21 protein-coding genes are annotated in these 26,276 nt (G+C 43.9%); 15 read left to right on the forward strand and 6 right to left on the reverse strand.

Features of this window, described 5'->3' with window-relative positions; genetic code table 11:
• The first annotated feature begins 738 nt into the window (after window positions 1–738).
• Complete coding sequence (locus BVE84_RS08305) at window positions 739–1,719, forward strand: DapH/DapD/GlmU-related protein (RefSeq protein WP_083717938.1); 981 nt, start codon at window positions 739–741, stop codon at window positions 1,717–1,719.
• Window positions 1,720–2,127: 408 nt separating this feature from the next.
• Here BVE84_RS08305 and BVE84_RS08310 read toward each other — a convergent pair whose 3' ends face one another.
• Entirely contained in the window at window positions 2,128–3,132 is a 1,005-nt protein-coding gene (locus BVE84_RS08310; RefSeq protein ID WP_076996595.1) for a lactonase family protein, read from the reverse strand.
• Window positions 3,133–3,266: 134 nt separating this feature from the next.
• Between BVE84_RS08310 and BVE84_RS08315 the strand changes: the two genes are divergently transcribed.
• From BVE84_RS08315 to budA, 3 genes are read left to right on the forward strand one after another with little or no spacing between them, the layout of a single operon-like run.
• A complete protein-coding gene (locus BVE84_RS08315; RefSeq protein WP_076996575.1) occupies window positions 3,267–4,439 on the forward strand; it encodes an AI-2E family transporter in 1,173 nt (390 codons plus the stop codon).
• Entirely contained in the window at window positions 4,429–5,658 is a 1,230-nt protein-coding gene (locus BVE84_RS08320; RefSeq protein WP_076996576.1) for a tetratricopeptide repeat protein, read from the forward strand. Before BVE84_RS08315 ends, BVE84_RS08320 begins: the two co-directional genes overlap by 11 nt.
• A gap of 3 nt (window positions 5,659–5,661) precedes the next feature.
• Window positions 5,662–6,378: an acetolactate decarboxylase gene (gene budA, locus BVE84_RS08325; protein ID WP_076996577.1), complete on the forward strand. Its 717-nt coding sequence runs from the start codon at window positions 5,662–5,664 to the stop codon at window positions 6,376–6,378.
• Window positions 6,379–6,943: 565 nt separating this feature from the next.
• On the opposite strand, the gene BVE84_RS08330 is transcribed toward budA, so the two are convergent.
• A complete protein-coding gene (locus tag BVE84_RS08330) occupies window positions 6,944–7,414 on the reverse strand; it encodes an 8-oxo-dGTP diphosphatase (RefSeq protein WP_076996578.1) in 471 nt (156 codons plus the stop codon).
• Window positions 7,415–7,424: 10 nt separating this feature from the next.
• Window positions 7,425–9,074 carry an Rqc2 family fibronectin-binding protein gene (locus tag BVE84_RS08335; protein WP_076996579.1) on the reverse strand — a complete coding sequence of 550 codons (1,650 nt, stop codon included), beginning with the start codon at window positions 9,072–9,074 and terminating at the stop codon, window positions 7,425–7,427.
• Between the two features lie 505 nt (window positions 9,075–9,579).
• Here BVE84_RS08335 and trpX point away from each other — a divergent pair.
• The 6 genes from trpX to BVE84_RS08365 all read left to right on the forward strand — a co-directional run bounded on the left by trpX (window position 9,580) and on the right by BVE84_RS08365 (window position 17,683).
• Complete coding sequence (trpX, locus tag BVE84_RS08340; RefSeq protein ID WP_076996580.1) at window positions 9,580–10,578, forward strand: tryptophan ABC transporter substrate-binding protein; 999 nt, start codon at window positions 9,580–9,582, stop codon at window positions 10,576–10,578.
• A gap of 71 nt (window positions 10,579–10,649) precedes the next feature.
• Complete coding sequence (locus BVE84_RS08345) at window positions 10,650–11,516, forward strand: ABC transporter permease (protein WP_076996581.1); 867 nt, start codon at window positions 10,650–10,652, stop codon at window positions 11,514–11,516.
• Window positions 11,513–12,271: an ABC transporter ATP-binding protein gene (locus BVE84_RS08350; protein WP_076996582.1), complete on the forward strand. Its 759-nt coding sequence runs from the start codon at window positions 11,513–11,515 to the stop codon at window positions 12,269–12,271. Before BVE84_RS08345 ends, BVE84_RS08350 begins: the two co-directional genes overlap by 4 nt.
• Window positions 12,272–12,971: 700 nt before the next feature.
• Complete coding sequence (locus BVE84_RS08355; RefSeq protein ID WP_076996583.1) at window positions 12,972–14,633, forward strand: ribonuclease J; 1,662 nt, start codon at window positions 12,972–12,974, stop codon at window positions 14,631–14,633.
• A gap of 335 nt (window positions 14,634–14,968) precedes the next feature.
• The gene (locus BVE84_RS08360) at window positions 14,969–15,754 is read left to right on the forward strand and encodes an alpha/beta hydrolase (protein ID WP_076996584.1); all 786 of its coding nucleotides are present in this window, start codon (window positions 14,969–14,971) and stop codon (window positions 15,752–15,754) included.
• A 24-nt stretch (window positions 15,755–15,778) separates the two neighbouring features.
• Complete coding sequence (locus BVE84_RS08365; protein ID WP_076996585.1) at window positions 15,779–17,683, forward strand: ABC-F family ATP-binding cassette domain-containing protein; 1,905 nt, start codon at window positions 15,779–15,781, stop codon at window positions 17,681–17,683.
• A gap of 742 nt (window positions 17,684–18,425) precedes the next feature.
• Here the strand turns inward: BVE84_RS08365 and BVE84_RS08370 are convergent.
• The 3 genes from BVE84_RS08370 to murT are packed head-to-tail and all read right to left on the reverse strand — an operon-like array spanning window position 18,426 to window position 20,843.
• On the reverse strand, window positions 18,426–18,698 hold the full coding sequence (locus BVE84_RS08370; RefSeq protein ID WP_076996586.1) for a LapA family protein: 273 nt from the start codon (window positions 18,696–18,698) through the stop codon (window positions 18,426–18,428).
• On the reverse strand, window positions 18,695–19,495 hold the full coding sequence (gene gatD / locus BVE84_RS08375) for a lipid II isoglutaminyl synthase subunit GatD (protein ID WP_076996587.1): 801 nt from the start codon (window positions 19,493–19,495) through the stop codon (window positions 18,695–18,697). The genes BVE84_RS08370 and gatD overlap by 4 nt, the downstream gene beginning before the upstream one ends.
• 4 nt (window positions 19,496–19,499) lie before the next feature.
• The gene (gene murT / locus BVE84_RS08380; protein WP_076996588.1) at window positions 19,500–20,843 is read right to left on the reverse strand and encodes a lipid II isoglutaminyl synthase subunit MurT; all 1,344 of its coding nucleotides are present in this window, start codon (window positions 20,841–20,843) and stop codon (window positions 19,500–19,502) included.
• Between the two features lie 339 nt (window positions 20,844–21,182).
• Between murT and cdaA the strand changes: the two genes are divergently transcribed.
• From cdaA to BVE84_RS08405, 5 genes are read left to right on the forward strand one after another with little or no spacing between them, the layout of a single operon-like run.
• The gene (gene cdaA / locus BVE84_RS08385) at window positions 21,183–22,037 is read left to right on the forward strand and encodes a diadenylate cyclase CdaA (protein WP_076996589.1); all 855 of its coding nucleotides are present in this window, start codon (window positions 21,183–21,185) and stop codon (window positions 22,035–22,037) included.
• Window positions 22,027–22,743 (forward strand): CdaR family protein, encoded by a 717-nt coding sequence (locus tag BVE84_RS08390; RefSeq protein ID WP_076996590.1) that lies wholly within the window; start codon window positions 22,027–22,029, stop codon window positions 22,741–22,743. The genes cdaA and BVE84_RS08390 overlap by 11 nt, the downstream gene beginning before the upstream one ends.
• A 19-nt stretch (window positions 22,744–22,762) precedes the next feature.
• Entirely contained in the window at window positions 22,763–24,115 is a 1,353-nt protein-coding gene (gene glmM, locus BVE84_RS08395) for a phosphoglucosamine mutase (protein WP_076996591.1), read from the forward strand.
• A gap of 3 nt (window positions 24,116–24,118) precedes the next feature.
• Window positions 24,119–24,514, forward strand: coding sequence for a hypothetical protein (locus tag BVE84_RS08400; RefSeq protein WP_076996592.1), 396 nt, complete (start codon window positions 24,119–24,121; stop codon window positions 24,512–24,514).
• 41 nt (window positions 24,515–24,555) lie between these two features.
• Window positions 24,556–26,097 (forward strand): ABC-F family ATP-binding cassette domain-containing protein, encoded by a 1,542-nt coding sequence (locus BVE84_RS08405; RefSeq protein WP_076996593.1) that lies wholly within the window; start codon window positions 24,556–24,558, stop codon window positions 26,095–26,097.
• Window positions 26,098–26,276 lie beyond the last annotated feature (179 nt).

The following is a 26,276-nucleotide window of genomic DNA, read 5'->3' on the forward strand; positions in this document are numbered from 1 at the left end:
ATGAGAAGTGGTATTCTATAACTAAAACCTTTAAACAGTTGCGGTAGTTGTAAGGGTAAGAGACTCAAAGGAATATTCCTCTCCTTTTGGATAGCCCGTTTATTGCACGGTAAAAGATAATCAGAATCATTTAGATTTTCATTTATAGTCATTTAGTTTATACCTAAAGGTAGCCACAGCTGTAATTGGCTAAAGCTGAGAAGAATCAAAAGGATACTTCGCCAAGAGTCTCAGTGAATTGAACTCGAGCTACAACTCGCTGACAAAAAGATAAATACTCCTAGAAGCAGAGACTTCTTCGTCGTATTTCCTATTTTGTCTAGGAGTTGTTTTACGCCCTCGTATCTTGATGAGTGAAAAGCTCCAGTGGAGGTTTTCAGCCTACCACCTTTCATTAAAAAAGTGGTCGTTAGAAACTCCGTTTCCCTATTTCCAACCTTCAACAGTCATTGGACTGTTGAAGCAACCTGCAGCTATTGACACGAGTTACTTCGTTTCATCACCAACCTTGCCCACTTCGCTCTCAAATTTCTAGGCTCAGGCTGAAACAGTTCACCGAACTTCTGTGGTCACTTTCTAGTTTCTGGGAGATTGAAACAGTTCACTGAACTGTTTCAATCTCCCAGACTAGTGGAGCAAGTACTAAAAGTAAACTAAACATACTATATTACCTGATAATCTTTATTTAAGAGGAAAATGCGCAGTTATGACTAGACAAAGAAAGTGAGATAGGTTACCATGAGCAGAGCAGAGCAGAGCAGAGCAGAGCAGAGCAGAGCAGAGCAGAGCAGAGCAGAGCAGAGCAGAGCAGAGCAGAGCAGAGCAGAGCAGAGCAGAGCAGAGCAGAGCAGAGCAGAGCAGAGCGGTATAAAGTGCCTTGGAGATTATTATCATTTTCAACTTTCACCATCTGGGAGACTTGAGATTGGGCAGAATGTGCAAGTCCGCAGTTTTGTCAGTCTAGAGGTAAATAATGGGGCCTATTTGAGCATGGGGGACAATACCTATATCAATGACCATTCAACGATTCGTTGCTTTCAGGAGATTGTTATTGGTGATAATACCATGATTGGTGATGGTGTACGGATTTATGATTTTGATCATACTTTTAGCAATTACCATATCGGTCGGTTATCTTCTACCAAAGCACCTGTGCATATTGGAAAAAATTCTTGGATCGGTGCTAATTGCGTTATCACTAAAGGGGTGACTATTGGATCAAATGTCATCATCGGTGCAGGTACAGTGGTTACCAAGGACATTCCCGATAATACAGTGGTCTATAGCGGAGGGGGTCTCGTCATGAAAACCAGACATCAAGCCCAGCATCATGCCTTTATTTTGACAGCTTCTGATCGTATTGAACACTTGGGCTACCTTCTTGAAGCAATGCCCCAGGTGGATTTTCATATCGCTGCGGGTAGTCTGATGTCACCTTATCTTTTGTCTTTCAACCGTTATCCAAACTGTCAGTTATACCCTCTAGTGTATCAAGATTATAGTTTAGAGAAGCTCTTGGAACAGATGGATGTCTATCTGGATATTAACCATGGTGGCCAAGTTGACGGTATTTTAGAGAAGGTAACGCAGCTTGACAAACCGATTTTAGCGTTTGATTCAACAGCCCATGCAGGAAATCATAAGGTTTCCTTGATTGATGTCGATACACCTGAGGACATGGTAAACATGATAACTGCAATCATAGAAAGAAAAAAATAAGCTTGATTGTTTAAGCCCCCTATTTCAAAAAAGAGGTAGGGGTCTTTTTGCGAACCGCAGGATACAGCAGAGGTTATTACCGTCATCATTATGGTCAGCGCAAATGATAGGAGATCCCTCAATGAATACTCAATAGCATCAAAAGGATACTTGGTCAACTCAGCAAGGTGAGTGGAGGACATCGGAGTTTGGTTGTTAGTGGGGAGTGTAAATCCGCGGTGTGACAATGGGCTTTATCTCTTGTCAATACTATAGCAACAATAGCAAACAAGGAATAGACTGTCATTTGCTAGTCTATTCCTTGTTTGTGATTTCTGTTAAATAGTTTTGGTCGTGTTCAGCTACGAATTGTCCCAGCCTGCTAGTGATGTTTTACGAGTATCGAGGGATTCTTGTAGGGGATTTGTTTTATGCAAATGTGACACAGACAGCTTCTGGGACGATGAAGTCAGCAGATAGGTTGGTGAGTTTGCCAGTTTCTTCGTCGCGGCTAAAGACGCTGATATTGTCTGAATCTTGATGGGCTACGATTAGGAAACGATTATCAGGGCTGAGAATGAAGTCGCGAGGGGTCTTGCCGAGACTTGGTACGATTTCAAGTAAGTCAAGGCTGGCATCGCCTAAGACCTTGTAAACAGCAATCGAATCGTGTCCACGGTTTGAACTGTAGAGGAACTTCCCATCGCTGGATAGCCGAATGGCCGCTGTGCCATTAAAGCCGGTGTAGTCATCGGGCAGAGTAGAGATGGTTTGCATGAGTTCAAATTCTCCTAAGCCATCGTAAATGAGTACCTCAATAGTCGAATTTAACTCGCAGATGAGATAGGCAATCTTTGCGGTCGGGTGGAAAATGATGTGACGTGGTCCAGCACCCGGGGTTGCGTGATAGCGAGCGAGCAGGGTCAGCTTTCCTTGGTCGGATACCCGATAGGTCACGACTTCATCTGTTCCTAAATCACAGGTAATGAGGTATTGGTCGGGTGTCAAATCTGCAAAATGGACATGCGGGCTAGCCTGATTTTCATGGGGACCTGAGCCTTCATGTTGTTGGGAGTCGACTAGCTCTAGACCACCATTTTCCAAACGTTTGTAGACTAAGACCTGCCCCTTGTGGTAGTTGGCGCCGTAGACAAGACCGCGCTCTTCGTCAACAGCCACGTAGCAGTGAGGGGCACCGTCTGTGACTGCGTGGTTGATGACATCAAACTCTGGGGAGAAGGCAACCAGCCCTCCTTGATTGTCAACAGCCCCTACTGAATAAAGCACTCCGTCAGCTGCAAAGGCAAGGTAGGTTGGATTGGGTTCAGCAACTACCAAACGACGATTGCTGAGCTCTCCTGTCTCCTTATTGAAGTCTGCGGCATAGATTCCTTCAGAAGTTCTACGAGTATAGGTTCCAAAATAAAGTGTCATCATACATTCCTCCCATTGTCTTATGTTTACGATTATATCATATTTTAAAGAGGAAGTCTGTTTCCGCTGATTTCTACAACCCGAAAATCAAGGATACATGGTATAATAGAAAAAAATACAAGAAGAGGTTTTACATGGACGACAAAAAGCAAAAGTTTTATAGGTCTTGGTTTTTCAAATGGTTTGTTGATAACCAAGCAGTCACATTTTTTCTTGTGACACTCTTGGTCATGTTAACCCTATTGGTGTTGACTAAAATTAGCTTTATCTTTGCTCCGATTGCCAGTTTCTTTGAGATTATCCTCCTACCTATGCTACTGACAGGCTTGCTGTACTATCTACTCAATCCAATAGTGGATGTGCTAGAAAAATGCAAAGTGTCACGAACTGTTGCGATTGCTATTTTGTTTGTTGTGATTGCCTTTCTTCTAGTTTGGGGATTAGCGGTCGCCATTCCAAGTATTCAACAGCAGGTGGTTAGCTTTGCCCGCAATCTTCCAAGTTACATCCAGCAAATCGAGCTACAGGTAACCGCCCTTTTACAGGATGAGCGATTTGAGCAGTTTCGTCCAACAGCTTTAGAAGCCTTGGATAATGTCAATAGTCAAATTATTTCCTTTGCTCAAAAGTTATCCTCAAGTGCAGTTGACTGGGCCAAAGAATTGATCAGTGCGACCTCTCAGGTAGTGGTAGCCGTCTTGATTATGCCCTTTATCCTCTTTTATCTCCTGCGTGATGGGCAATATTTAAAAGCGCATGTTACTCAGTATCTACCAACCAAATGGCGCTCTTCAATCGGTGATGTCCTCACGGATGTCAATAGTCAACTGTCCAACTATGTCCGTGGGCAAGTAACGGTTGCGGTCATCGTAGCTGTGATGTTTTCGATTATGTTTTCAGTGATTGGGCTTAGCTACCCGATTACCTTGGGGATTGTAGCTGGTTTCTTGAACCTGATTCCTTATCTTGGGTCCTTTCTTGCCATGATTCCTGCCCTTATTCTGGGCGCTATCGCTGGACCATTTATGCTGCTGAAAGTAGTCCTTGTCTTTGCGGTCGAGCAGACGATTGAGGGACGGTTTGTGACTCCTTTGATTATCGGTAGTTCCTTGAATATTCATCCTATTACCATTCTCTTTGTTCTTCTGACTACTGGACAAATGTTCGGCGTCATCGGTGTCCTCCTTGGTATTCCGATTTATGCCTCTATCAAGGTAGTCTTAAAAGCTATTTTTGAATGGTATAAGGAGTATAGTGGCTTGTATGAGCTAGATGATGAAGTGATTGAGGGAGTAGATGAAAAATAGTGAAAAAATGTTGTTCTACTTAGAGCAACAAGATTTACAAAAAGCCATGAGCTATTTTCAGCAAGCCTTAGAGAGTGATTCTGATGAGGTCTTATTGGAATTGGCAGCCTATCTGGAAAGTATTGGCTTTTTACCGCAGGCCAAGGAGATCTATCTCCGCTTACTGGAGGGCTACCCTGAGTTGGCTATTCAACTAGCCCAGATTGCTAATGAGGATGGTTCAGTTGAGGAAGCCTTTGGCTACCTAGAGATGATTGCCCCAGACAGTCCAGCCTATCTGGAGGCCTTGGTTGTAAAGGCGGATTTGTATCAGTCAGAAGGACTGACAGATGTCGCAAGAGAAAAGCTCTTAGAAGCTAGTCGCTTGAGTGACAGCCCGGTGATTGTGTTTGGTTTAGCCGAACTGGATTTAGAATTGCAGGAGTACAAGGAAGCCATCCGCTACTATGCCCAGCTAGATCATCAAGAAATCCAAGAATGGACAGGTGTGTCTATTTATCAACGAATTGGGCTTGCCTACGCCAGCCTTGGAAAATTTGAGGTGGCTATTGAATTTTTGGAAAAATCTGTCGAGCTGGTCTACGATGATCAGACCGTTTTTGAACTAGCGACCTTGTTGTTAGATCAGGGGCTGTATCAGAAATCAGCTCTTTATTTCAAACAACTAGATGCGCTAAACCCAGAATTTGAAGGCTATGAGTATGCCTATGCCCAGGCTCTTCATGGAGAACATCAGTTGACGGAAGCGCGTGACATGCTAGCAAAAGGGCTGAACAAAAACGAATACGACCCAGCCTTGCTATTGTTGGCATCTCAATATGCCTATGAGGATCATGATGTGACAGCAGCAGAAGCCTATCTCCTGCAAGCCAAGAGGGATAGCGAGGACGAAAATGAGATTGTGCTGCGCCTCAGTAATCTCTATTTAGAACAGGAACGCTATGAGGAAGCCATCAGTCTTTATTCGGAAGAAGTGGACCATGTTTTAGCCATTTGGAATATTGCCCGAGCCTATCAGGCCTTGGAACACGATGAGGAAGCGCAGGCTCTTTTTGAACAAATCCGACAAGACTTGGCTGAGAATCCGGAGTTCTTAGTCGATTATATCGAGTTACTGCGGCAGCTAGGTGATATGCAAGAGGCAAAAGACTTGGCAAAACGGTATCTGGAATTAGTACCAGATGATCTTCTCATGCAAGAATTTTATAATCAAGGATAAGCAATGGAAGCAAATAAGTTATTTCAGTATAATACACTCGGTGCCTTGATGGCAGGCCTGTACGGTGGCTCTCTGACAGTCGGTGAGTTGTTAGAACATGGCGATTTGGGCCTAGGAACGCTTGATTCGATTGATGGAGAATTGATTGTACTGGATGGGAAAGCCTACCAAGCCAAGGGGTCTGGTGATAAGCCCGAGGTGGTGGAAGTGTCGCATGATGTCAAGGTGCCTTATGCGGCAGTGATTTTTCACCAGGCAGAGGTGATTTTCAAGCAACGCTTTGAAATGACCGATCAGGAGTTGCAAGCGCGAATTGAGTCTTACTACGATGGTGAAAATCTGTTTCGCTCGATTAAAATTCACGGTCATTTTTCAAAAATGCACGTTCGCATGATTCCAAAATCTACATCAGATGTGAAGTTTGCAGAGGTTGCGACTCATCAGCCAGAATATGTAGCAGAGGATATTTCAGGGACCATTGTTGGTATCTGGACGCCAGAGATTTTCCATGGGGTGAGTGTCGCCGGCTATCATCTCCATTTTATTTCAGATGATCATCGTTTTGGTGGTCATGTGATGGATTATGTCATCTGTCAAGGCTTTGTTGAAGTAGGAGCAGTTGACCAGCTAGATCAACGCTTTCCAGTGCAGGATCGCCAGTTTCTGTTTGCTAAATTTAATGCTAAAGAAGTGCGCGAAGATATTGATAAGGCGGAATAAAATAGCACAGTGTGCTATTTTATCCCGAGCCTGTCAATAAGAAAGCGAGGCGGCACAGTGTGTGATGTATCCTAAAATCTTCAAATATGAAAGCGTGGTTCATTGTGTAAACTGCGCTTTTCATTTATACTCAATAAAAATCAAAAGTAGACGAGCTTTCACAACTCAGGATTGTGAAAGGTTAGAAATGAGAGTAGCACCGCTCATTTCCTTATATAGTTGTTTAGTTTACTTTTAGTACTAGGCAACGAGCTGCAGGCTGCTTCAACAGTCTAATGACTGTTGAAGGTTGGAAATCATACTGACGATAGTCAGTAACAATCGTAGAGTACGGCAAAGCGAGTTAACGAAGTAGTAAAAGTTAAACTAAAAAAGTTAAACTAAATGAGTATAATCGAAGCCGAAGGTAGAACGATTCTTCACCAAGGTAAGTTGACGAAGGATCCTTTTGATTTTTAAAGAGTATAAACATGCGCAGCTAGGCATTCTCGTATGCCAGGCTAGCCCAAAATTTTTAACTATTATGAAAGCGCAGTTCGTATTGGACTGCGCTTTTCAATGAGTATCAATCATAGAGTATTTCTTCCGTGTGGGAGATACAGTGGTTTTCCTCATCCCAATAGTGGATGCGTTCAAAGGAGCCTCTGCGCCAATAGAGGAGGAGACGATCTCTTATGTCGTCTTGCATATCGAGCTGGTCTAGTTGCCCAATCGCCCACCATTTGGGAGTTCCTTCAGGTGAGGTCGTTAAGATTTCGCCTTCAAAATCCTCACAGAGAAAGTCGTAGTAGACATAGCGTTCTTTTCCAGTCGGATTGGTAAAACCAGAAATTCCTTTTAGTTGTAAGTGACGGACGGTTAGACCGGTCTCTTCTTTGACTTCTCGCACAGCAGCTTCAAAAAAACTTTCTGGGAATTCGACCTTGCCACCGGGTTGAATCCACCCTTTGAAATCATCATGCTGACGATTTAATAGGAGGACCTGATTGCCTTTTTTGATGCAGACATTGACGTAGTTCTTGATGGTTTCGTTCATTTTTTATCCCTTACTGCTTCATCGCCTTAATCTTTGCTTCATCTGGCGTAACTCGGAGTGTCTTTTGCCCTCGGTAGGTCACAAAGCCTGGCTTTCCGCCAGTCGGTTTGTGCAATTTTTTCGCTTCAATCATGTCAACTGGAATCAGATTGGAGTAGCGCCCCTTGGAGAAGTAGGCTGCTAGCTCTGCTGCATCCGTCTTTACTTCATCGCTCGGGTCAAGATTGCCTGTGATAAGGACATGACTTCCCGGAATGTCCTTAGCATGGAACCAGAGTTCTCCTTTTTTGGCTATTTTAAAGGTCAGTTCATCATTTTGGAGGTTGTTTTTTCCGACGAGAATGATGGTTTTTCCGTCTGTCGCTAGGTAGCGTTCAGCTTTTTGGCGCTTGGCTATTTTTTCTCGATAACGCCGTTTGAGATAGCCCGTCTCAATCAATTCTTCCCTGATTTCATCGATTTCGGAGAGGCTGGCTTGATTCAGCATGGTATCAACGCTCTCGAGGTAGTCGATGGTTGCTTTGGTTTCGTCAATGAGGCTATGTAAGTGCTTGACTGCTTCTTTTAGTTTCTGGTATTTTTTAAAATAGCGCTGGGCATTTTGGCTCGGAGTAAGCGCGATGTCCAACTCGATGTCTAAAGGTTCGCCCGTATAGTAATTGTCCAGACGGACGCTTGCTTGATCGTTTGGCACCTGATGGAGATAGGTCGTCAGCAATTCTCCTTTTTGCCGGAAGAGTTCAGCGGTTTCGGTGTCAAGGAGTTCTTGCTCCTGCTTCATAAGTTTTTTGCGATTTTTATCCAGCTCACTCGCGACTCGCTTAATCAATTCCTGAGCCTGCTGGGCAACACGGTCACGTTCTGCCTTGTCCTGATAGTAATCGTCAAGGAGTTGAGAGAGTGTCGTAAATCCGCCTTGACTGTCTGTAAAAGGAACGGCAGAGTAAGAGCGAGTCGTTAGACTCGGCTGGCGGTCTTGTTCAAAAAAGCGGCGAAAATTCTTGAGTTTATCAGTTAGTAAAAGCTGGTTCAACTCTGTAGCGGTATCGCGTCCCAAGCCTTGAAAAAGGATTTGAAGCCGTTTGGGAGATAGCTCCTCTGTACTGAGTAGTTCAAATAATTTTTCATCGCCAATCGTAAAGGGATTGAGGTTCTTTGTTTCAGGTGGACGGATATAGCTTGCTCCTGGTAGAATCGTCCGATAGGAATTTTGTGAAAAGCCGACATGCTTAATGGCTTCGATGATTCGATCTTCACCCTTATCAATGAGGAGAATATTGCTGTGTTTGCCCATGATTTCAATGATGAGGCTGACCTGAATATGGTCGCCAATTTCATCTTTATTGGACACAATAAATTCTAGAATGCGGTCATTATCCCATTGTCGGATGGTTTCAATGATGGCTCCCTGTAGGTATTTCCGTAGAATCATGGTAAAGGTACTTGGTAGCTTGGGATTGGTAAATTCAGTTTGGGTCAGCTGGATGCGACAAAAGGTGGGATGGGCGGAAAGAAGTAGCTTGTGGCTCGTCCGATTGCTGCGGATATGAAGGACGATTTCTTGCTCAAAAGGCTGGTTAATCTTCTGAATCCGCCCGCCTTCAAGCGCCTCTCGTAATTCAGCTGTCATATGATGTAAAAAGAATCCGTCAAAAGACATGGTTATTCCTCGTATTTCTAGTTCCTGCGGGTCAAGCGTAACCTGCTTCGTGTTCCAATTATAACATTTTTTTAAAAAATGACAAAAAAACTATTGACAAACTAAGGTGGAAGTTCTATAATATGTACTAATCAGAAGAAGTAGTGGATAGTCAGTTTTCAGGGAGCTTGTGGGTATTGCGAACAAGTAGCGGACGTTCATGAAATGGGCTGAGGTTATGTATTGAATTCAAAACAATGAGAATTCGGTTGGCACCCCTTACCGTGCGACTCCTTGATAGAGGAGGATGAGAAATGGAACCATTCTAGACAGTTTCCATAAGTGAGGTGGCACCGTGTCGTTGACGCCCTCGCATACAGTTTTTTGTATGCGGGGGCTTTTTCTATAGCATGGTGGAATGCTATATGAGGAGGGATTGAATGATGAAAAAGCGTTGGCGAATTTGTTAACGATACTGTCTGAATAGCAATGTTGAACTATGTGTAAACAAAGAGGAGATTAGAGTATGAAAAACAAGAATTTATTGCTAACCATTCTGGCTTTGGTAGCGGTTGTGATGGGGGGAATTTTTCTAACCAATCAAAAGGGAGAGAAAAAAGAGCAGACTGAGGGGGAGACGGTGAAGGTCGGGGTCCTTCAGTTTGTGACTCACGAAGCTCTCGATGAAATTTACCGCGGCATCCAAGATGGTCTAGCAGAAGAAGGCTATAAGGGTACGAATATCAAGATTGACTTTATGAATGCAGAAGGAGACCAAGGGAAAATCGCTACCATGAGTAAGCAGTTGGTCTCAAATGGCAATCAGGTCTTGGTAGGAATTGCGACTCCAGCAGCCCAAGGCCTTGCCAATGCAAGCAGTGACTTGCCTGTTATCATGGGAGCTATCACAGATCCAGTCGGTGCCAAATTAGTCGAAAGCCTGGAAAAGCCGGGGGCAAATGTGACAGGAGTTGCCTGCCCTCAACCGATCGCTCAACAGCTTGACCTGATTAAGAAAATAACCCCCAAGACCAAAACAATCGGTGTTCTTTACTCCAGTAACGAAGATAATTCAAAACTAAATGTAGAAAAATTCACTGAATTGGCAGAAAAACAAGGCTACACAGTGCTGGCCTATCCAGTGCCATCTAGCAACGAGATTGCGTCAACGATGGCCGTCATGACCAGCAAGGTAGATGCTATCTGGGTACCACAGGATAATGCTATTGCCTCAGCCTTTAAGACAGTTGTTGCCAGCAACAAGGAAGCGAAAATTCCAATCTTTCCAAGTGCAGATACAATGGTGAAAGAAGGTGGTCTAGCATCTGTTGTTGTTAGCCAATATGGTCTTGGACTTTCAACAGGAAAAATGACAGCCAAGATATTGAAAGGAGCAAAACCAGCTGAGACGCCTGTCGATGTAGTGGATCAAGGCGAGCCAATCATTAACAAAAAAGTAGCAGCAGAATTGGGAATCGAGATTCCAGAAGAAATCGAAAAAGCTGCTGGTGAAATTGTCGAATAAGGATAGAAACGAAGAGGATATGGGTACTTTTTTACGGGTCCCTCTCCTCTCATTAGCAATAGGAAGAAAATATGATTGTATCAATAGTATCACAAGGTCTGGTCTGGTCCATCTTGGGACTTGGTATTTACATGACCTTTAGAATCTTGAATTTTCCAGATATGACAGCAGAAGGGAGTTTTCCTTTAGGAGGGGCGGTAGCAGTTACCCTGATTAGTGGGGGGATGAATCCGATTCTTGCTACTTTTTTAGCTGTCCTTTCAGGTTGTGTAGCAGGTTTGGTAACAGGACTGCTCTATACCAAGGGAAAGATTCCAACCCTTCTTTCAGGAATCCTGGTCATGACCTCTTGCCATTCGATCATGTTAATGATTATGGGACGTGCTAACCTCGGACTGTTAGGGACGCAGCAGATTCAAGACTATCTCCCTTTTAGTAACGCTGTCAATAATCTTGTTGCGGGACTCATCTTTGTAGTCATCGTCATTGTAGCTGTGCTTTTTTTCCTTGATACGAAGCTAGGTCAGGCCTATATCGCAACAGGGGATAATCCCGATATGGCAAGGAGCTTCGGTATCGATACTGACACTATGGAGTTGATGGGCTTGGTCCTGTCCAACGGGGTGATTGCCCTAGCAGGAGCGATTATTGCGCAGCAAGAAGGGTATGCAGATGTTTCGCGTGGTATTGGGGTCATCGTTGTTGGACTAGCTAGTCTCATCATCGGAGAAGTTCTCTTTAAGAGCTTGACCTTGGCAGAACGCTTGCTGACGATTGTAGTGGGAGCCATCATTTATCAGTTTCTCATCTGGGGGGTGATTGCCCTCGGTTTTAATACCAGCTACCTTCGCATTTATAGTGCGGTTATTTTAGCTATCTGCCTCATGATTCCAAGTCTGAAAACAAAATTCTTCAAAGGAGTGACCATTAGTAAATGACAGTAATTGTAGAATTAGAAAATGCCACCAAAGTGGTCAATACTAGCTTTGATGAGGAGAAAGTTATCTTAAATCAGGTGTCTTTGACCATTCATGAGCATGACTTTATCACTATTTTGGGAGGAAACGGTGCAGGGAAATCGACCCTTTTCAATGTGATTGCAGGAACCTTGCCCCTGACAGATGGTAAGATTCGCATGATGGGAGAAGATGTGACGCATCTGTCACCCGAAAAGCGGGCTAAGTATGTGGCGCGTGTCTTTCAAGACCCTAAAATGGGAACAGCTCCTAGAATGACGGTCGCAGAAAACCTTTTGATTGCGAAGTTTCGCGGGGAAGGTCGAGGGCTTATTCCACGAAAATTGAATCGTCATAAGGAAGAATTTCAAGCAATCATTGCTCAGATTGGTAATGGGCTTGAAAAACATTTGGACACGCCGATTGAATTTCTCTCTGGTGGGCAACGGCAGGCTTTGAGTCTTCTTATGGCTACCTTAAAACGTCCGGAGCTGCTCCTTTTGGATGAGCATACAGCCGCCCTTGACCCCAAGACCAGTGTGGCCTTGATGGAGTTGACGGATCGTTTTGTGACAAAGGACCAATTAACGGCTTTGATGATTACCCACCAGATGGAAGCTGCCCTTAAATATGGGAATCGTCTCCTGGTCATGAAAGACGGGCAAATTGTGAAAGACTTGAATACAGCCGAAAAAGAAAAAATGGTCTTGGAAGATTACTATCGTTTATTTGAATAGGATGGGAAAGAGTAGGAAGAACTTCTTATCCTCTTAAAAAATCAAAAGGATACTTGTTCAACTTTCCTATTTTGCTGTAGCCCTTGTGAACGATGTTCACTTATGGATAGGGAAGACACTATCCAGTGGAGAGTTTCTTAGATACTAAGCTACACGTTGAGTTTTTTACGGACTTTGTATCTTTTCATATTTCCAACTTGAGACTGGGACAAAACGATTCTGATTTTTGCAATTCCTTATTATAAATTCTATGGAACCTACAATGAACCACTAAAAACGAACAAGTATATTCAAAATGTTATATTTGTTCGTTTTTAGTATTTGGAACAGGAATTTTGTCCCAGCCTCGACTACCTTCGGCTTCGATGATAAGGAAATGAGCCTAGTCTACTGTTGATTTTTATTGAGTATGGTGGAGTCCTACTCTTCTTTTTTTGAGCTATATTTTGAAAAAAAACTGAAAAAAGGGTATAATGGTACAGATATGCAAGAAGTTGCAAGACTGTAATTCGACTTGGGATTCCAAGGACCGTTAGTAATACTATTAGAAAATCACCCCCATATTGACTCCTTCCTCTTTGGAACTGCGTCCGTTTTATGGTGTAAGATGAGCTTAATAAAGTTTGCGCTGTCATCAGTTTACCTGATGGCAACTCGTCCGATTTTCTGTAAGAACAAACAAATAAATAAAGGAGTTATCATGACAGATATAAAAATAATGGCTTTGGGAGGTGTCCGTGAGAACGGGAAGAATCTCTACATCGCTGAAGTTAATGACACGATTTTTGTCCTGGATGCTGGGCTGAAATATCCGGAAAATGAACAGCTTGGTGTCGATGTCATCGTACCAAATGTTGAATATCTGGTGGAAAATAAGAAGCGGGTGGCAGGGGTGTTTTTGACCCATGGGCATGCAGATGCGATCGGAGCCCTGCCCTATCTACTAGAAAATGTCCGAGTTCCTGTCTTTGGTTCCCACTTGACCATTGAACTGGCTAAATTGGTGGTCAAAAATTATAATGCCACCAAGAAGTTTAAGGATTTCCATGTCATCAATGCCGAAACAGAGATTGATTTTGGTACCTCGGTTGTGTCCTTTTTTAAAACAACTCACTCCATTCCTGAAAGTCTGGGGGTTGTTATCAAGACAGACGAGGGCAATATCGTCTATACAGGCGATTTCAAATTTGATCAGGCAGCAAATCCTTTTTACAAGACCGACTTTGGTCGCTTAGCAGAAATTGGAAATGAGGGGGTATTAGCCCTCCTGTCTGATTCAGCCAATGCAGATAACAATATCCAGGTTGCCAGTATGCACGAAGAAGCAGAGGAAATTCTCAATACCATTGCAGACTGGGAAGGACGTGTTATTGTTGCAGCAGTTGCTAGTAACATTGTCCGTATCCAGCAGATCTTTGATGCCGCTGAAGCAACCGGTCGCCGTGTGGTACTGACAGGGTACGATGTGGAAAATATCGTCCGCACCGCTATTCAACTGAAAAAATTGCGCTTGGTCAGTGAACGCTTGCTGATTAAGCCAAAAGAGATGAATCGCTTTGAAGACAATGAACTGATTATTCTGGAAACAGGCCGCATGGGCGAGCCTTTAAACGGTTTGCGTAAGATGTCAATCGGTCGTCACCGCTATGTCGAAATAAAAGAAGGAGACTTGGTCTACATTGTCACGACACCGACCATTTCCAAAGAAGCAGTTGTGGCACGGGTAGAAAATATGATCTACCAGGCAGGCGGTGTCGTCAAGTCCATCACCAAGAACTTGAGGGTTTCAGGACATGGGAATGCGCGCGATTTGCAGTTGATGCTCAATATCTTGCGTCCTAAGTATTTGTTCCCTATACAGGGGGAGTATCGCCAGCTGGATGCCCACGCACGTGCGGCGCTTGAAATCGGTCTATACCCAGAAAACATCTTCATCGTGAAACGGGGTGATGTCATGAGTTATGAGCAGGGGGAATTTGTGCATGCTGGTTCTGTTCCTGCTGGTGATGTCATGATCGATGGAAATGCCATTGGTGATGTGGGGAATATCGTTTTGCGCGATCGGAAGATTTTGTCAGAAGACGGTATTTTCATCGTGGTCATTACCGTTAGTCGTCGTGAAAAACGGATTATTTCAAAAGCTAAGGTCCATACGCGTGGCTTTGTCTATGTCAAAAAGAGTCGTGATATTCTGCGTGAAGCCTCTGAACTGGTCAATACGACAGTAGAAGACTATTTCACCAAGGACAGTTTTGACTGGACTGAGCTGAAATCATCTGTTCGCGATGAATTAGCAAAATACCTCTTTGATCAAACCAAGAGACGTCCAGCTATTTTACCTGTTATCATGGAAGTCAAATAGTATACTCATTTATACTCTTTAAAAATCAAAAGGATACGTTGTCAAGAGTCTCGGTGAATTGAACACGGGCTAAAAGCTCGGAAAAAAGATAGGCAGATGTTTCAGCTTTAGCTGATTACAGATGAGAATCCCTTTAGGGATAGATTTCCTCGTGTTCAACGAACACGTCGTCAATCTCCTATTTTTCAGTCGCTTTTTACACGCCCTTTGTATCTTAGTCTACTTTTGATTTTTATTGAGTATAAACAACTATATAGACAAATAGGCAGAAAAAGGTGGAGCTGGCTGTATCAGTAAGCAACACCTTTTTATAGACGATGAGAAGGAGGAGCAAGATGGCTCTAATGAGTATTACCTATTACTCTCCCGTTATGGATTTGGACTTGTCAATGCAGGTCTTGTACCCAGACCAGGGGCGGGTAGACAATGCTGATGATACAGATATTCCGGTTTTGTATCTTTTACATGGAATGGGCGGGCGTGATACCACTTGGTTGCGCTTGACGGCCTTGGAACGTTTGGTACGAAAGACCAATCTGATTGTCGTTATGCCGGATACCCATAATGGATGGTATGTGAATACCCAGTATGGCTATCCCTATTTCGATGCCTTAGCAGTTGAATTACCAGACGTTTTAAAGCGCTTCTTTCCAAATATGACAGACAAGCGAGAGAAAACCTTCATTGCAGGCCTGTCTATGGGAGGTTATGGAGCCATGCGCCTAGCCCTAGAAACCAATCGCTTTTCTCATGTTGCCAGCCTATCAGGAGCTCTTAGCTTTAAGGGGCTTGATCCAAGAAAGGAAGGTTTGGGCAGTGCTGCTTATTGGATTGGAACCTTCGGTGAGATTGCAGATTGGGAAAGTCCCGAAAATCCTCATTCCCTCATCCAGCTAGCTAAAACAGCAGATAAGACAAGTAAGATGTATATCTGGTGTGGGGAGCAGGACTTCCTGCTGCCTGCCAACGACTTTGCGGCTCAATCCTTTAAGGAGCTGGGCTATGAAGTCGATTATCAGACGGCACCAGGCAGGCATGAGTGGTACTACTGGGATAAGCAGTTGGAAGTGGTATTATCGTGGCTTCCGATTGATTTTCAACTAGAAGAGCGGTTATCATAATAGAAGATGTGATACAATAAGGCTATGATTATATTACAAGGAAATAAGATTGAGCGCTCCTTTGCAGGGGAGCTGCTCTTTAAAAATATTGATTTACAGGTGGATGAACGCGATCGAATAGCCCTAGTAGGGAAAAATGGTGCTGGAAAGTCGACCTTACTCAAAATTCTGGTTGGAGAAGAGGCCCCGACTAGCGGTGACATCAACCGAAAAAAAGATTTATCCCTGTCCTATCTGGCGCAAAATAGCCGTTTTGAATCAGATAAGACCATTTATGAAGAGATGTTGCAGGTCTTTTCAGAACTTCGTCAGACAGAGCAACGCTTGCGGGAGATGGAAATTCAAATGGGAGAGTTGACAGGTCAAGAGTTGGAGCAACTGATTCAGACCTATGATAGTCTGTCAGAAGCCTTTCGTGTGGCAGGGGGCTTTACTTACGAAGCCGATATTCGTGCTATTTTAAATGGATTCAAGTTTGATGAATCGATGTGGCAGATGAAGATTTCAGCCCTGTCAGGTGGACAAAATACCCGCTTGGCCTTGGCTAAAATGTTGCTAGAAAAACCAGAGTTACTGGTCCTAGATGAGCCGACCAATCATTTGGATATTGAAACGATTGCCTGGCTAGAAAATTACCTCATTCATTATAAGGGGGCGATCCTTGTTGTCAGCCATGATCGCTATTTTTTAGACAAGATTGCGACCATTACACTTGATTTGACTGCGACTTCTTTGGATCGCTATGTGGGGAATTACTCGACCTTTATGGAGTTAAAACACCAGAAGCTACAGATTGAATGGCAACATTATGAAAAGCAACAAAAGGAAATTGCTAAGCTGGAGGATTTTGTCCAAAAGAATATCGTTCGAGCTTCAACCACCAAGCGAGCCCAGGCACGGCGTAAGCAACTGGAAAAAATGGAGCGATTAGATAAGCCGACCTTGGAACAAACATCTGCTAAGATGACCTTCTACTCAGCCAAGACCTCTGGGAATATTGTCCTGACAGTCGATCAGGCTGCAGTGGGCTACAATGGTGAGGTTCTTTCGGAACCGATTCAGATTGATCAGAGAAAATTGGATGCCATAGCTGTTGTGGGATCCAATGGTATCGGAAAAACAACGCTTTTAAAATCAATCGTGGGTCAATTACCTTTTATCAAGGGAGGGGCGAAGTTCGGAGCTAATGTTGAAATCGGCTATTATGACCAGACCCAGTCTGCCCTAACTCCTTCTAATTCTGTTTTAGAAGAATTGTGGTCTGCCTTTCCCACGACCCCTGAGGTGGAAATCCGCAACCGTTTGGGAGCCTTTCTCTTTTCAGGTGATGATGTCAAAAAATCTATTGCTATGCTCTCTGGTGGAGAAAAGGCGCGAGTCTTATTAGCCAAACTGTCCATGGAAAATAATAATTTTCTAATCTTGGATGAGCCGACCAATCATCTGGATATTGATAGCAAGGAGGTTTTGGAAGAGGCTCTCATTCAGTACGACGGGACACTGCTCTTTGTCAGCCATGACCGCTATTTTATCAATCGAGTAGCAACCAAAGTTCTCGAATTATCTGAAACAGGTAGCACCCTTTACTTGGGAGATTACGATTATTATTTGGAGAAAAAAGCGGAGCAGTTATCTAGCCTGAACGAGATAACTGATTCGGCTAGTACAGGACATTCCAATGGAGCTAGTGACTATCAAACACAGAAAGAAAGCCAAAAAGAGCAACGCAAAATAGCTCGCCGAATTGAGCAAATTGAAATGGACATTGATGAGTTGGAAAATTGTTCCTCCAAGTTGCAAGCAGCGATGCTTGAAACAAATGATGTGGAGGACTTGACCGCTCTTCAAAAGGAACTAGATGACCTCCTAGACCAGCAGAATGAGCTGCTACAAGAATGGGAGGAACTGACAGAGGCGCTTGTGACATGAGTTTTCTGTATGGCTATTTTTGATTTTGGTTGAGGATAAAATAGAAACAGTATATAATACTCAATAAAAATCAAAAGTAGACTAGCTTTCACAATTGAGAATTGTGAAAGGTTGGAAATGAGATTAGCAGCGCTAATTTCCTTATAATCGCAGGCGAAGGTAGTTGAAATAGTTGATAACTATTTCAAGTTGGAAATAAGAAAAGTCACGACTTTTCTCAATAGTTCCATCTTATTTGGAGGGAACAGGCTGAAAAGCTCCACTGGATCTTTTCACTCATCAAGATACGAGGGCGTTTGACACGAGTTTCACTCGTTCTATTTCCAACCTCCAACAGTCTATCCCTAGACTGTTGAAGCGAGCAAAGCAAAAATGGGATTGAAACAGTTTGGGGAACTGTTTCAACGGTCACCTAGAAACAAGAAAGTGACCACAGAAGCCTGACCTAGGAAAAACTATCCCAAAGGGATTCTCAGCTGTAATCAGCTAAAGCTGAAACAGCTGCCTATCTTTTTTGCATAGCTCGTAGTCCGAGTTCAATTCACCGAGGCAAGTTGACGAAGTATCCTTTTGATTTTTAAAGAGTATAAGTAAAAGAGCATCTCCGCTACTAGGGAAATGCTCTTTTATAATGAGAGGAGAGTCCTGGTTCAACCACCTCCAAAATCTTGTTGATAGATCTTTTAAATAGAGCTTCCTCCTGCTAGTCTATCGGAGGCTAGCAGGGCTATCCTGCTTTGATTTACTCTACCGTTTTAGTGAATGTTTGTTGGTGCTGTTCTAATTCTTTCCTGGCTTGTTTCAACTCAGCCTTGATGGTCCAATGCCTGCCCAGACTAATCAAGCTGGCAATAACGGCACCGAGTAAGACGGAGGATAGAATCAGAATAATCAAGGGAAGTTGGAAGTGTCCAAAGAGGTAGCTGACCTTGACCTTTTCCATATTGGCAAGTGCTAAGCATGAAATTAACAAAATCAACAATAGGACGGTGATATAGTGGAGTTTTTGTCTCATGCCTCCCCCTTGCTTTCTTCAAAGTGAGCCCTACTTTTAACATCTTTGTATTCTTCAGGAGTTTCTAGAGAAAGAACCTCTTCGTAGGCAGGAAGTGAAATCTCTTGCCCGTATTTGTTACGCAGGGCAGTTGTGACAAGGCGGTAGGCTAGATTGGCATTGCGGGAGAGGATGGGACCGTGGAAGTAGCTAGCAAAGGTATTTTTGTAGTGCATGCCCTCCCCACCATCTTCATTGTTATTGCCATGTCCGTAAATGGTCTTACCTAGTGGTTTTTGATTATCAGCTAAAAAGGTTCGCCCTTGGTGGTTTTCAAAACCATAGTAAGTCTCGTTGAATGTTTCATTATGAATTTTAATGTCACCGATAAAGCGATTGTTGACCTGATTGAGCGTGTAGTGACCGAGGATTCCCAGCCCTTCAATCTTTCGTCCCCCCGCTTCAATATAGTATTGACCTAGGAGCTGGAAGCCACCGCAAATGGCTAGCATGACTCCCTCGTTTTCGATAAAGGCAGACAGCCCTTCCTTTTTTGTTGGTAAATCTTGAGCGAGAATCGACTGCTCATAGTCTTGTCCCCCTCCGAAAAAAGCGATGTCATAGAAGTCCTGATCAAATGGATCCTCCAGTGAGACGATGTCTACTTGGACAGCTGCTCCCAGTTTCTCAGCTACGTATTTAAGCATGAGAATATTGCCATTATCACCATAGGTATTCATCAAGTCCCCATAGAGATGGGCAATATTGAGCTGGTAATGATAGTCCTTAGCTGGACTGAATAGTGATGTATAGACCATCTGATTATCTCATCTCCCTTCCAACGATTTGTCGTTGCGCAAGAACATCTCGAAGCTCCAGCATAGCAGTATAGGTCGCAAGAATATAGGTATGCTCAGTGTCTTGGCTCTCGATTAAATCGAGAATCTTTGTGATGGATTGTTCCTGGGTGATGTTCTCCACAGGAGCTCCTGCTACCCGCAATCGACGAGCGATTTCAGAAGCCCGAACTCCGCCAGCAAAGACTTGCGAAATCTCCATTTGGGTGATTCGTTCAAAATCAGCATCCCAAATCCAACTGGTATCAATCCCGTCTGCATAGTTGGCATTGAGTAGAACGGCAAGGTTAAACGTGTAAGGGGCCAGTTGGATCATTTCAAGGGCCTGTGTCGCACCGACTGGGTTTTTAATGAGAATCAAGGTGCAGTTCTTATCGCCGAGTTGGAAGATTTCCTGTCGGCCGAATACGGCCTTGCTCTTGTCGAAACCAGCCTTGATAATCTCAGGAGAAATCCCCAAAAATTCAGCGACGCTTACCGCTGCAAGGGCATTGTAGATATTATAGAGTCCACCGATGTTAATAGTGTAGGCTTGCCCATCAATGACGAAAGAAGACGACACATGGGTAATCTCCTCGAGTGCTGTTAGCTTGTAGTCTAATTCGGGACGTGCAAAGCCACAAGACAGACAGATGTAGCTACCGAGGTTGGCATAGGTATTCATCTTGTATTGTAAAATGTGGTGGCAGTGCGGGCAGAGAATCCCTTCGGTATTGTAGTGGACTGTTGTTGGTTCGTGTTCTTCCGTCGCAAACCCATAATAGCGGACAGGATTCGCCAGTGTGGTGGAGTGAAAGATGGGACTGTCTCCATTGGCAAGGATTGTAGCAGTCGGTACTTTTGCGGCACCGTCGACAATCATCTGGTAGGTTGTATAAATCTCGCCATAGCGATCCATTTGATCGCGGAAGATATTGGTAAAGACAATGAGGCTGGGCTTGATAAATTCAGTCACCTTGGCAAGGCTGGCTTCGTCAATCTCTAAGACAGCAATTTTTTTACCCTTTTTATTCTTCTTGGCAGATAAAAAAGTGGCTGTAATCCCCGGTAGCATATTCGCTCCACTAGTATTGGTCGTGACGGTATCAAAGGCCTCTTCTAAAATACCAACTGTCAAGGCAGTAGTGAGTGTTTTACCATTTGTCCCTGTAATCACAACAATTTCATAATCTGTTGCAAGGCTATCTAGGATATTCTTGTCAAATTGTAAGGCGATTTTTCCCGGCAGACTTGTGCCGCGCCCTAATCGATTGAGAAGGGCTTGGGAGGCTTTTCCAGCCAGAAGCCCTAAAGCTGTATTTAATTTCATCATAGGCCTATTTTATCATAAAGCTAGGGCTTTTTCTAGAATGGCAAATCTTTTTGGAAGAGATGGGGAAAATAGGGGAGGTACTGTCTAGTAAAAGTAGGAAATAGTAGAGCAAATCTTTTATTGCTATGTATCCCCTTGCTTGTTGCTAATACCGCTAGGAAACTCAGAGATACAAGTAAAAAATGGTTAGTTGTGTGCGTGAATACCTCGAGTATCAATAGGTAAAATCCTAAAAATTTTCATCTGTTTGAGGGGTGTTTTTGACAGTCTTTTAGGAAAATCTATATCAAATGTGATATAATATGAACAGCAAGAAATAGAAAGTATGTGAAGTGGATGCTCAATTATAGTCAATTATTGGATGTGAATTACTGGTCCAGTTTATCAGCCAGTCCCTGGACTGCCTTGATGCACCTGGTCGACATTACACTGGTCAGCTATCTCATCTATCGTTTTAGCAAGGCCTTAGCAGGTACTAAGATTATGACCTTAGTCCGTGGGGTCTTTCTCTTTTTATTCTTCCAGCTGATTGCCAGTTTGCTGGGCTTACAGACTATTTCTTGGTTGATGAATCAGGTGATTACTTACGGGGTGATTGCAGGGGTGGTCATTTTTGCACCTGAAATCAGAAGCAGTTTAGAAAAACTGGGGCGGACAACCCAATTATTTGCACGAATAGAGTTGAGTTCAGAAGAAGCCCTTATTCAGGCCTTTATAAAGGCTGCGGCCTACATGTCTCCCCGGAAGATTGGAGCCTTGGTTGCTGTTGAGCGTACCCGCACCTTACGTGAGTATTGCGCAACGGGGATCCCACTTGATGCAGATATTTCAAGCGAGTTGCTGATCAATATTTTTATTCCCAATACACCACTTCATGATGGCGCAGTGATTATCCAAGAGGATAAGATTGCCGTGTCGTGTGCCTATTTTCCACTGACAGAGAGTGCAGGAATTTCAAAGGAATTTGGAACTAGGCACCGGGCAGCTATCGGTTTAGCAGAAGTATCAGATGCCTTTGTCTTTGTCGTGTCAGAAGAAACAGGTAGCATATCAGTAGCCTATAATGGAGTCTTTAAGCACAATCTTAGTTTGGAAGAATTTGAAAGTGAGCTGAGGACTATCTTTACCCCTGATGATGTGAAAAAGAGAAGTTGGTTAGAACGGTTAGGAGGTAAAAAAAATGCAGGATAAACTAAAAAGAGTAGGTCATCTATTTCTGTCAGCCTTCATTGCCTTGGTACTATTTTTTTATGCGACGACAACCAACTATAAAAATTCGATTACAGCAGCCAATACAACCAAGAAGGTAACCGAGTCAGAAACTTATACGCACACGATTACGAATGTACCAATCGATGTCAAGTATGATAAGGAAAATTATTTTATATCTGGCTTTTCACCGACTGTAACAGTCTCTTTGACCGCCTCAAACCGAGTGATTTTACAGAGGGAGACGGATGAAGCAACGAGAACCTTTGAGGTGACAGGTGACTTAAATGGGGTAGCCAATGGAACCCATGCGGTTGAGCTGGTCGTCTCCAACTTGCCGACAGGAGTCAAGGCAAAATTGGTTCCTGAGACAGTGACAGTAAAAATAGGAAAGAAAGTGAGTAAGACCTACACTGTTCAAGGTGTCATCACCAATAACCAGTTGGCAGAAGGATACAGCTTAGGGAAGGTTACGGTCAATGTATCTTCGGTCAAGGTCACGACTGATGAAGATACGATGGCCCGCATTGAGCGCGTGGAGGCAGTTGTACCTGATGCTAGTAATTTAGAGGGGAGCTATAGTGGTACAGCCACCTTACAAGCCGTTGATAATCAAGGAAATGTATTGCCAGTTGTCCTATCACAAGACGGGGCGACCTTACAGGCAACAATCACTAAAACCAAATAAGAAAGAGAGTTGAAAAATAATGGGAAACTATTTTGGAACAGATGGGGTTCGTGGAGAAGCCAATATTGAGCTAACGCCAGAATTGGCCTTTAAACTAGGACGTTTTGGAGGCTATGTCCTAAGCCAGCATGAAACGGCAACACCACGCGTATTTGTCGGCCGTGATACACGGATTTCTGGTCAGATGCTGGAGTCTGCCTTGGTAGCTGGGCTTCTTTCAGCTGGAATCCATGTCTATAAACTGGGTGTCATTGCTACTCCAGGGGTGGCTTATCTTGTGCGTACGGAAAAAGCAAGCGCAGGTGTCATGATTTCAGCCAGCCACAACCCAGCCCAAGATAATGGGATCAAGTTCTTTGCCGGAGATGGTTTTAAGCTGGATGATGAGCTGGAAGCAGAGATTGAGGCCCTGCTTGATGCCAAAGAAGATACCCTACCCCGTCCTTCTGCACAGGGGCTAGGAGATGTGGTTGATTATCCAGAAGGGCTTCGGAAATACCAACAATTCCTCGTTTCAACAGGCTTTGATTTGGAAGGAATGAAAGTCGCGCTTGATACAGCAAATGGTGCAGCCAGTACCTCGGCCCGTCAGATTTTCGCAGATTTGGGGGCGCAGCTGGCGATCATGGCAGAAAATCCAGACGGTCTCAATATCAATGAAGGAGTGGGGTCTACCCATCCAGAAGCCTTACAGGAATTGGTCAAAGAAACAGGAAGTCAAATCGGTCTTGCTTTCGATGGTGATAGCGATCGCTTGATTGCCGTTGATGAAAACGGTGACTTGGTTGATGGCGACCGCATCATGTATATTATCGGGAAATATTTGGCAGATCGTGGGCTACTCGCACAAAATACGATCGTCACAACAGTTATGTCTAATCTTGGTTTCCACAAGGCCTTGGATCGCCAAGGCATCGCCAAGGCAGTGACGGCTGTCGGAGACCGGTATGTGGTCGAAGAAATGCGTAAAGCAGGCTACAATGTCGGTGGTGAACAATCGGGACACGTCATCTTAATGGATTACAATACGACAGGTGACGGACAGTTGACGGCTGTTCAACTAACCAAAATTATGAAAGAAACAGGAAAAACACTTTCAGAATTGGCAAGTGAGGTGACCATCTACCCGCAAAAATTAGTGAATATCCGTGTGGAAAATAGTATGAAGGATAAGGCTATGGAGGTGGAAGCTATTGCGGCAATCATTGAAAAAATGGAAACTGAAATGGCTGGTAATGGACGTATCCTCGTTCGCCCTAGCGGGACAGAGCCTCTCTTACGCATCATGGCAGAAGCACCGACTGATGCAGAAGTGGATTACTATGTCGATACTATTGCGGATGTGGTGCGTAGAGAGATAGGAGTGGAGTAAGACATGATATTTACAGTACCGAGCAAACATCTGAACAGTCAGGTTCGTCAGGAATTAAAAAAAGGACTGCTGAATGAAGCAGAGGTTCGTGAGATTGCAGAAAATCTCCTACAAGAACAGGGGAAAGATCTGCAGACAGAGGATCTGCGGACCAAGCGTTTGAAGATAGGAATCCCTATTTTGTTTGGCTTATTCCTTCTGATGCAGCTTGTTTCAGCTATAAAGACAGGGAATGCCTCCGTCACGTCTCTTTTACTACTTGTTGTCCTATTTGTTGGTATTCTGTATGCTTTTCGATGGCTTCAGACGGCCTATCTCAGAGAGTTTATCGCAGTGACCCGTACCCATTATCCAGAGATTGCTGCTGAGTATGCCGATAAATTTTTCAAGAAAAATTAGAGAAAAAGGGTGGGGAACCGCCCTTTCTTACGAGGAATTAGATGAGTATTTTAGAAGTAAAAAATCTGAGCCATGGATTTGGCGATCGTGCCATTTTTGAAAATGTCTCCTTCCGTCTGCTAAAAGGAGAGCATATCGGGTTAGTCGGGGCTAACGGCGAGGGGAAATCGACCTTTATGTCTATTGTCACAGGTCAGCTACAACCTGACGAGGGCAAGGTGGAGTGGTCTCGCTATGTGACAGCGGGCTATCTGGATCAGCACGCTAAACTGGAAAAGGGACAATCTGTCCGCGATGTTTTAAGAACGGCTTTTGATGACCTATTTAAGACCGAGGAGCGGATCAATGAGATTTATCTATCCATGGCAGATGAGGGAGCTGATATGGATACCCTTATGGAAGAAGTAGGGGAGCTTCAGGATCGGTTGGAAAGTCGTGATTTTTATACCTTAGACGCCAAGATTGATGAGGTAGCACGTGCCTTGGGTGTCATGGACTTTGGCATGGATAGAGATGTGACGGAATTGTCGGGAGGTCAGCGAACCAAGATTTTGTTGGCCAAGCTCTTGCTGGAAAAACCTGACATCTTACTCCTTGATGAGCCGACCAACTATTTAGACGCTGAGCATATCGAGTGGCTCAAGCGCTATTTGCAGAACTACGAAAATGCCTTTGTCTTGATTTCTCACGACATTCCTTTCTTAAACGATGTCATCAATATCGTCTATCATGTGGATAACCAGCAGTTGGTCCGCTATACAGGCGATTATTACCAGTTTCAAGAAGTCTATGCTATGAAGCGGGCTCAGTTAGAAGCAGCCTATGAGCGTCAGCAAAAAGAAATTGCCGATCTTCAAGATTTTGTCAACCGTAACAAGGCACGGGTCGCTACTCGGAACATGGCTATGTCCCGCCAGAAAAAGCTAGATAAGATGGACATTATTGAGCTACAGGCTGAAAAACCAAAGCCGTCCTTTGAGTTTAAAATGGCCAGAACTCCGAGTCGCTTTATCTTTCAGACCAAGGATCTGGAAATCGGCTATGACCGTATCCTCAATCGTACTCCTTTGAATCTTACCTTTGAGCGTAACAAGAAGATTGCGATTATCGGGGCCAATGGAATCGGAAAATCCACCTTGCTGAAAAGCCTACTCGGCTTGATTCCGTCTCTAGGAGGTCAGGTCGAGCAGGGAGAGTATCTAGAAATTGGCTACTTTGAGCAAGAAGTGGCTGGAGGGAATCGCCAGACCCCACTTGAAGCGGTCTGGGACGCTTTTCCTGCTCTCAATCAGGCCGAGGTCCGTGCTGCCTTGGCGCGCTGTGGTCTGACTTCCAAGCATATTGAAAGTCAGATTCAGGTCCTGTCAGGAGGTGAGCAGGCCAAAGTGCGCCTCTGCCTCTTGATGAATCGGGAGAACAATGTCCTGATTTTAGACGAGCCGACCAACCACTTGGATGTCGATGCGAAGGAGGAATTGAAGCGGGCTCTTCAAGCCTATAAAGGATCCATCCTTATGGTCTGCCATGAGCCTGATTTTTACCAAGGCTGGGTGGATGATGTCTGGGATTTCAATGAGTTATAGACAATATGTAAAGACCCCCAGTTGAGAATTCGTGGATTTACCTGTACACTAGAATAAAAAAACAATCAACTTCTAACAGGAATTACCACACTCAATTGGAGGTCTTATATGTTTCATTTTACCACACTTTTCATCGGAATGGATGTTCACAAAGAAAGTTTTTCACTTTGCTATTATGA

This window comes from Streptococcus azizii, from assembly GCF_001984715.1.
GTDB classification, from domain to species: Bacteria; Bacillota; Bacilli; order Lactobacillales; family Streptococcaceae; genus Streptococcus; species Streptococcus azizii.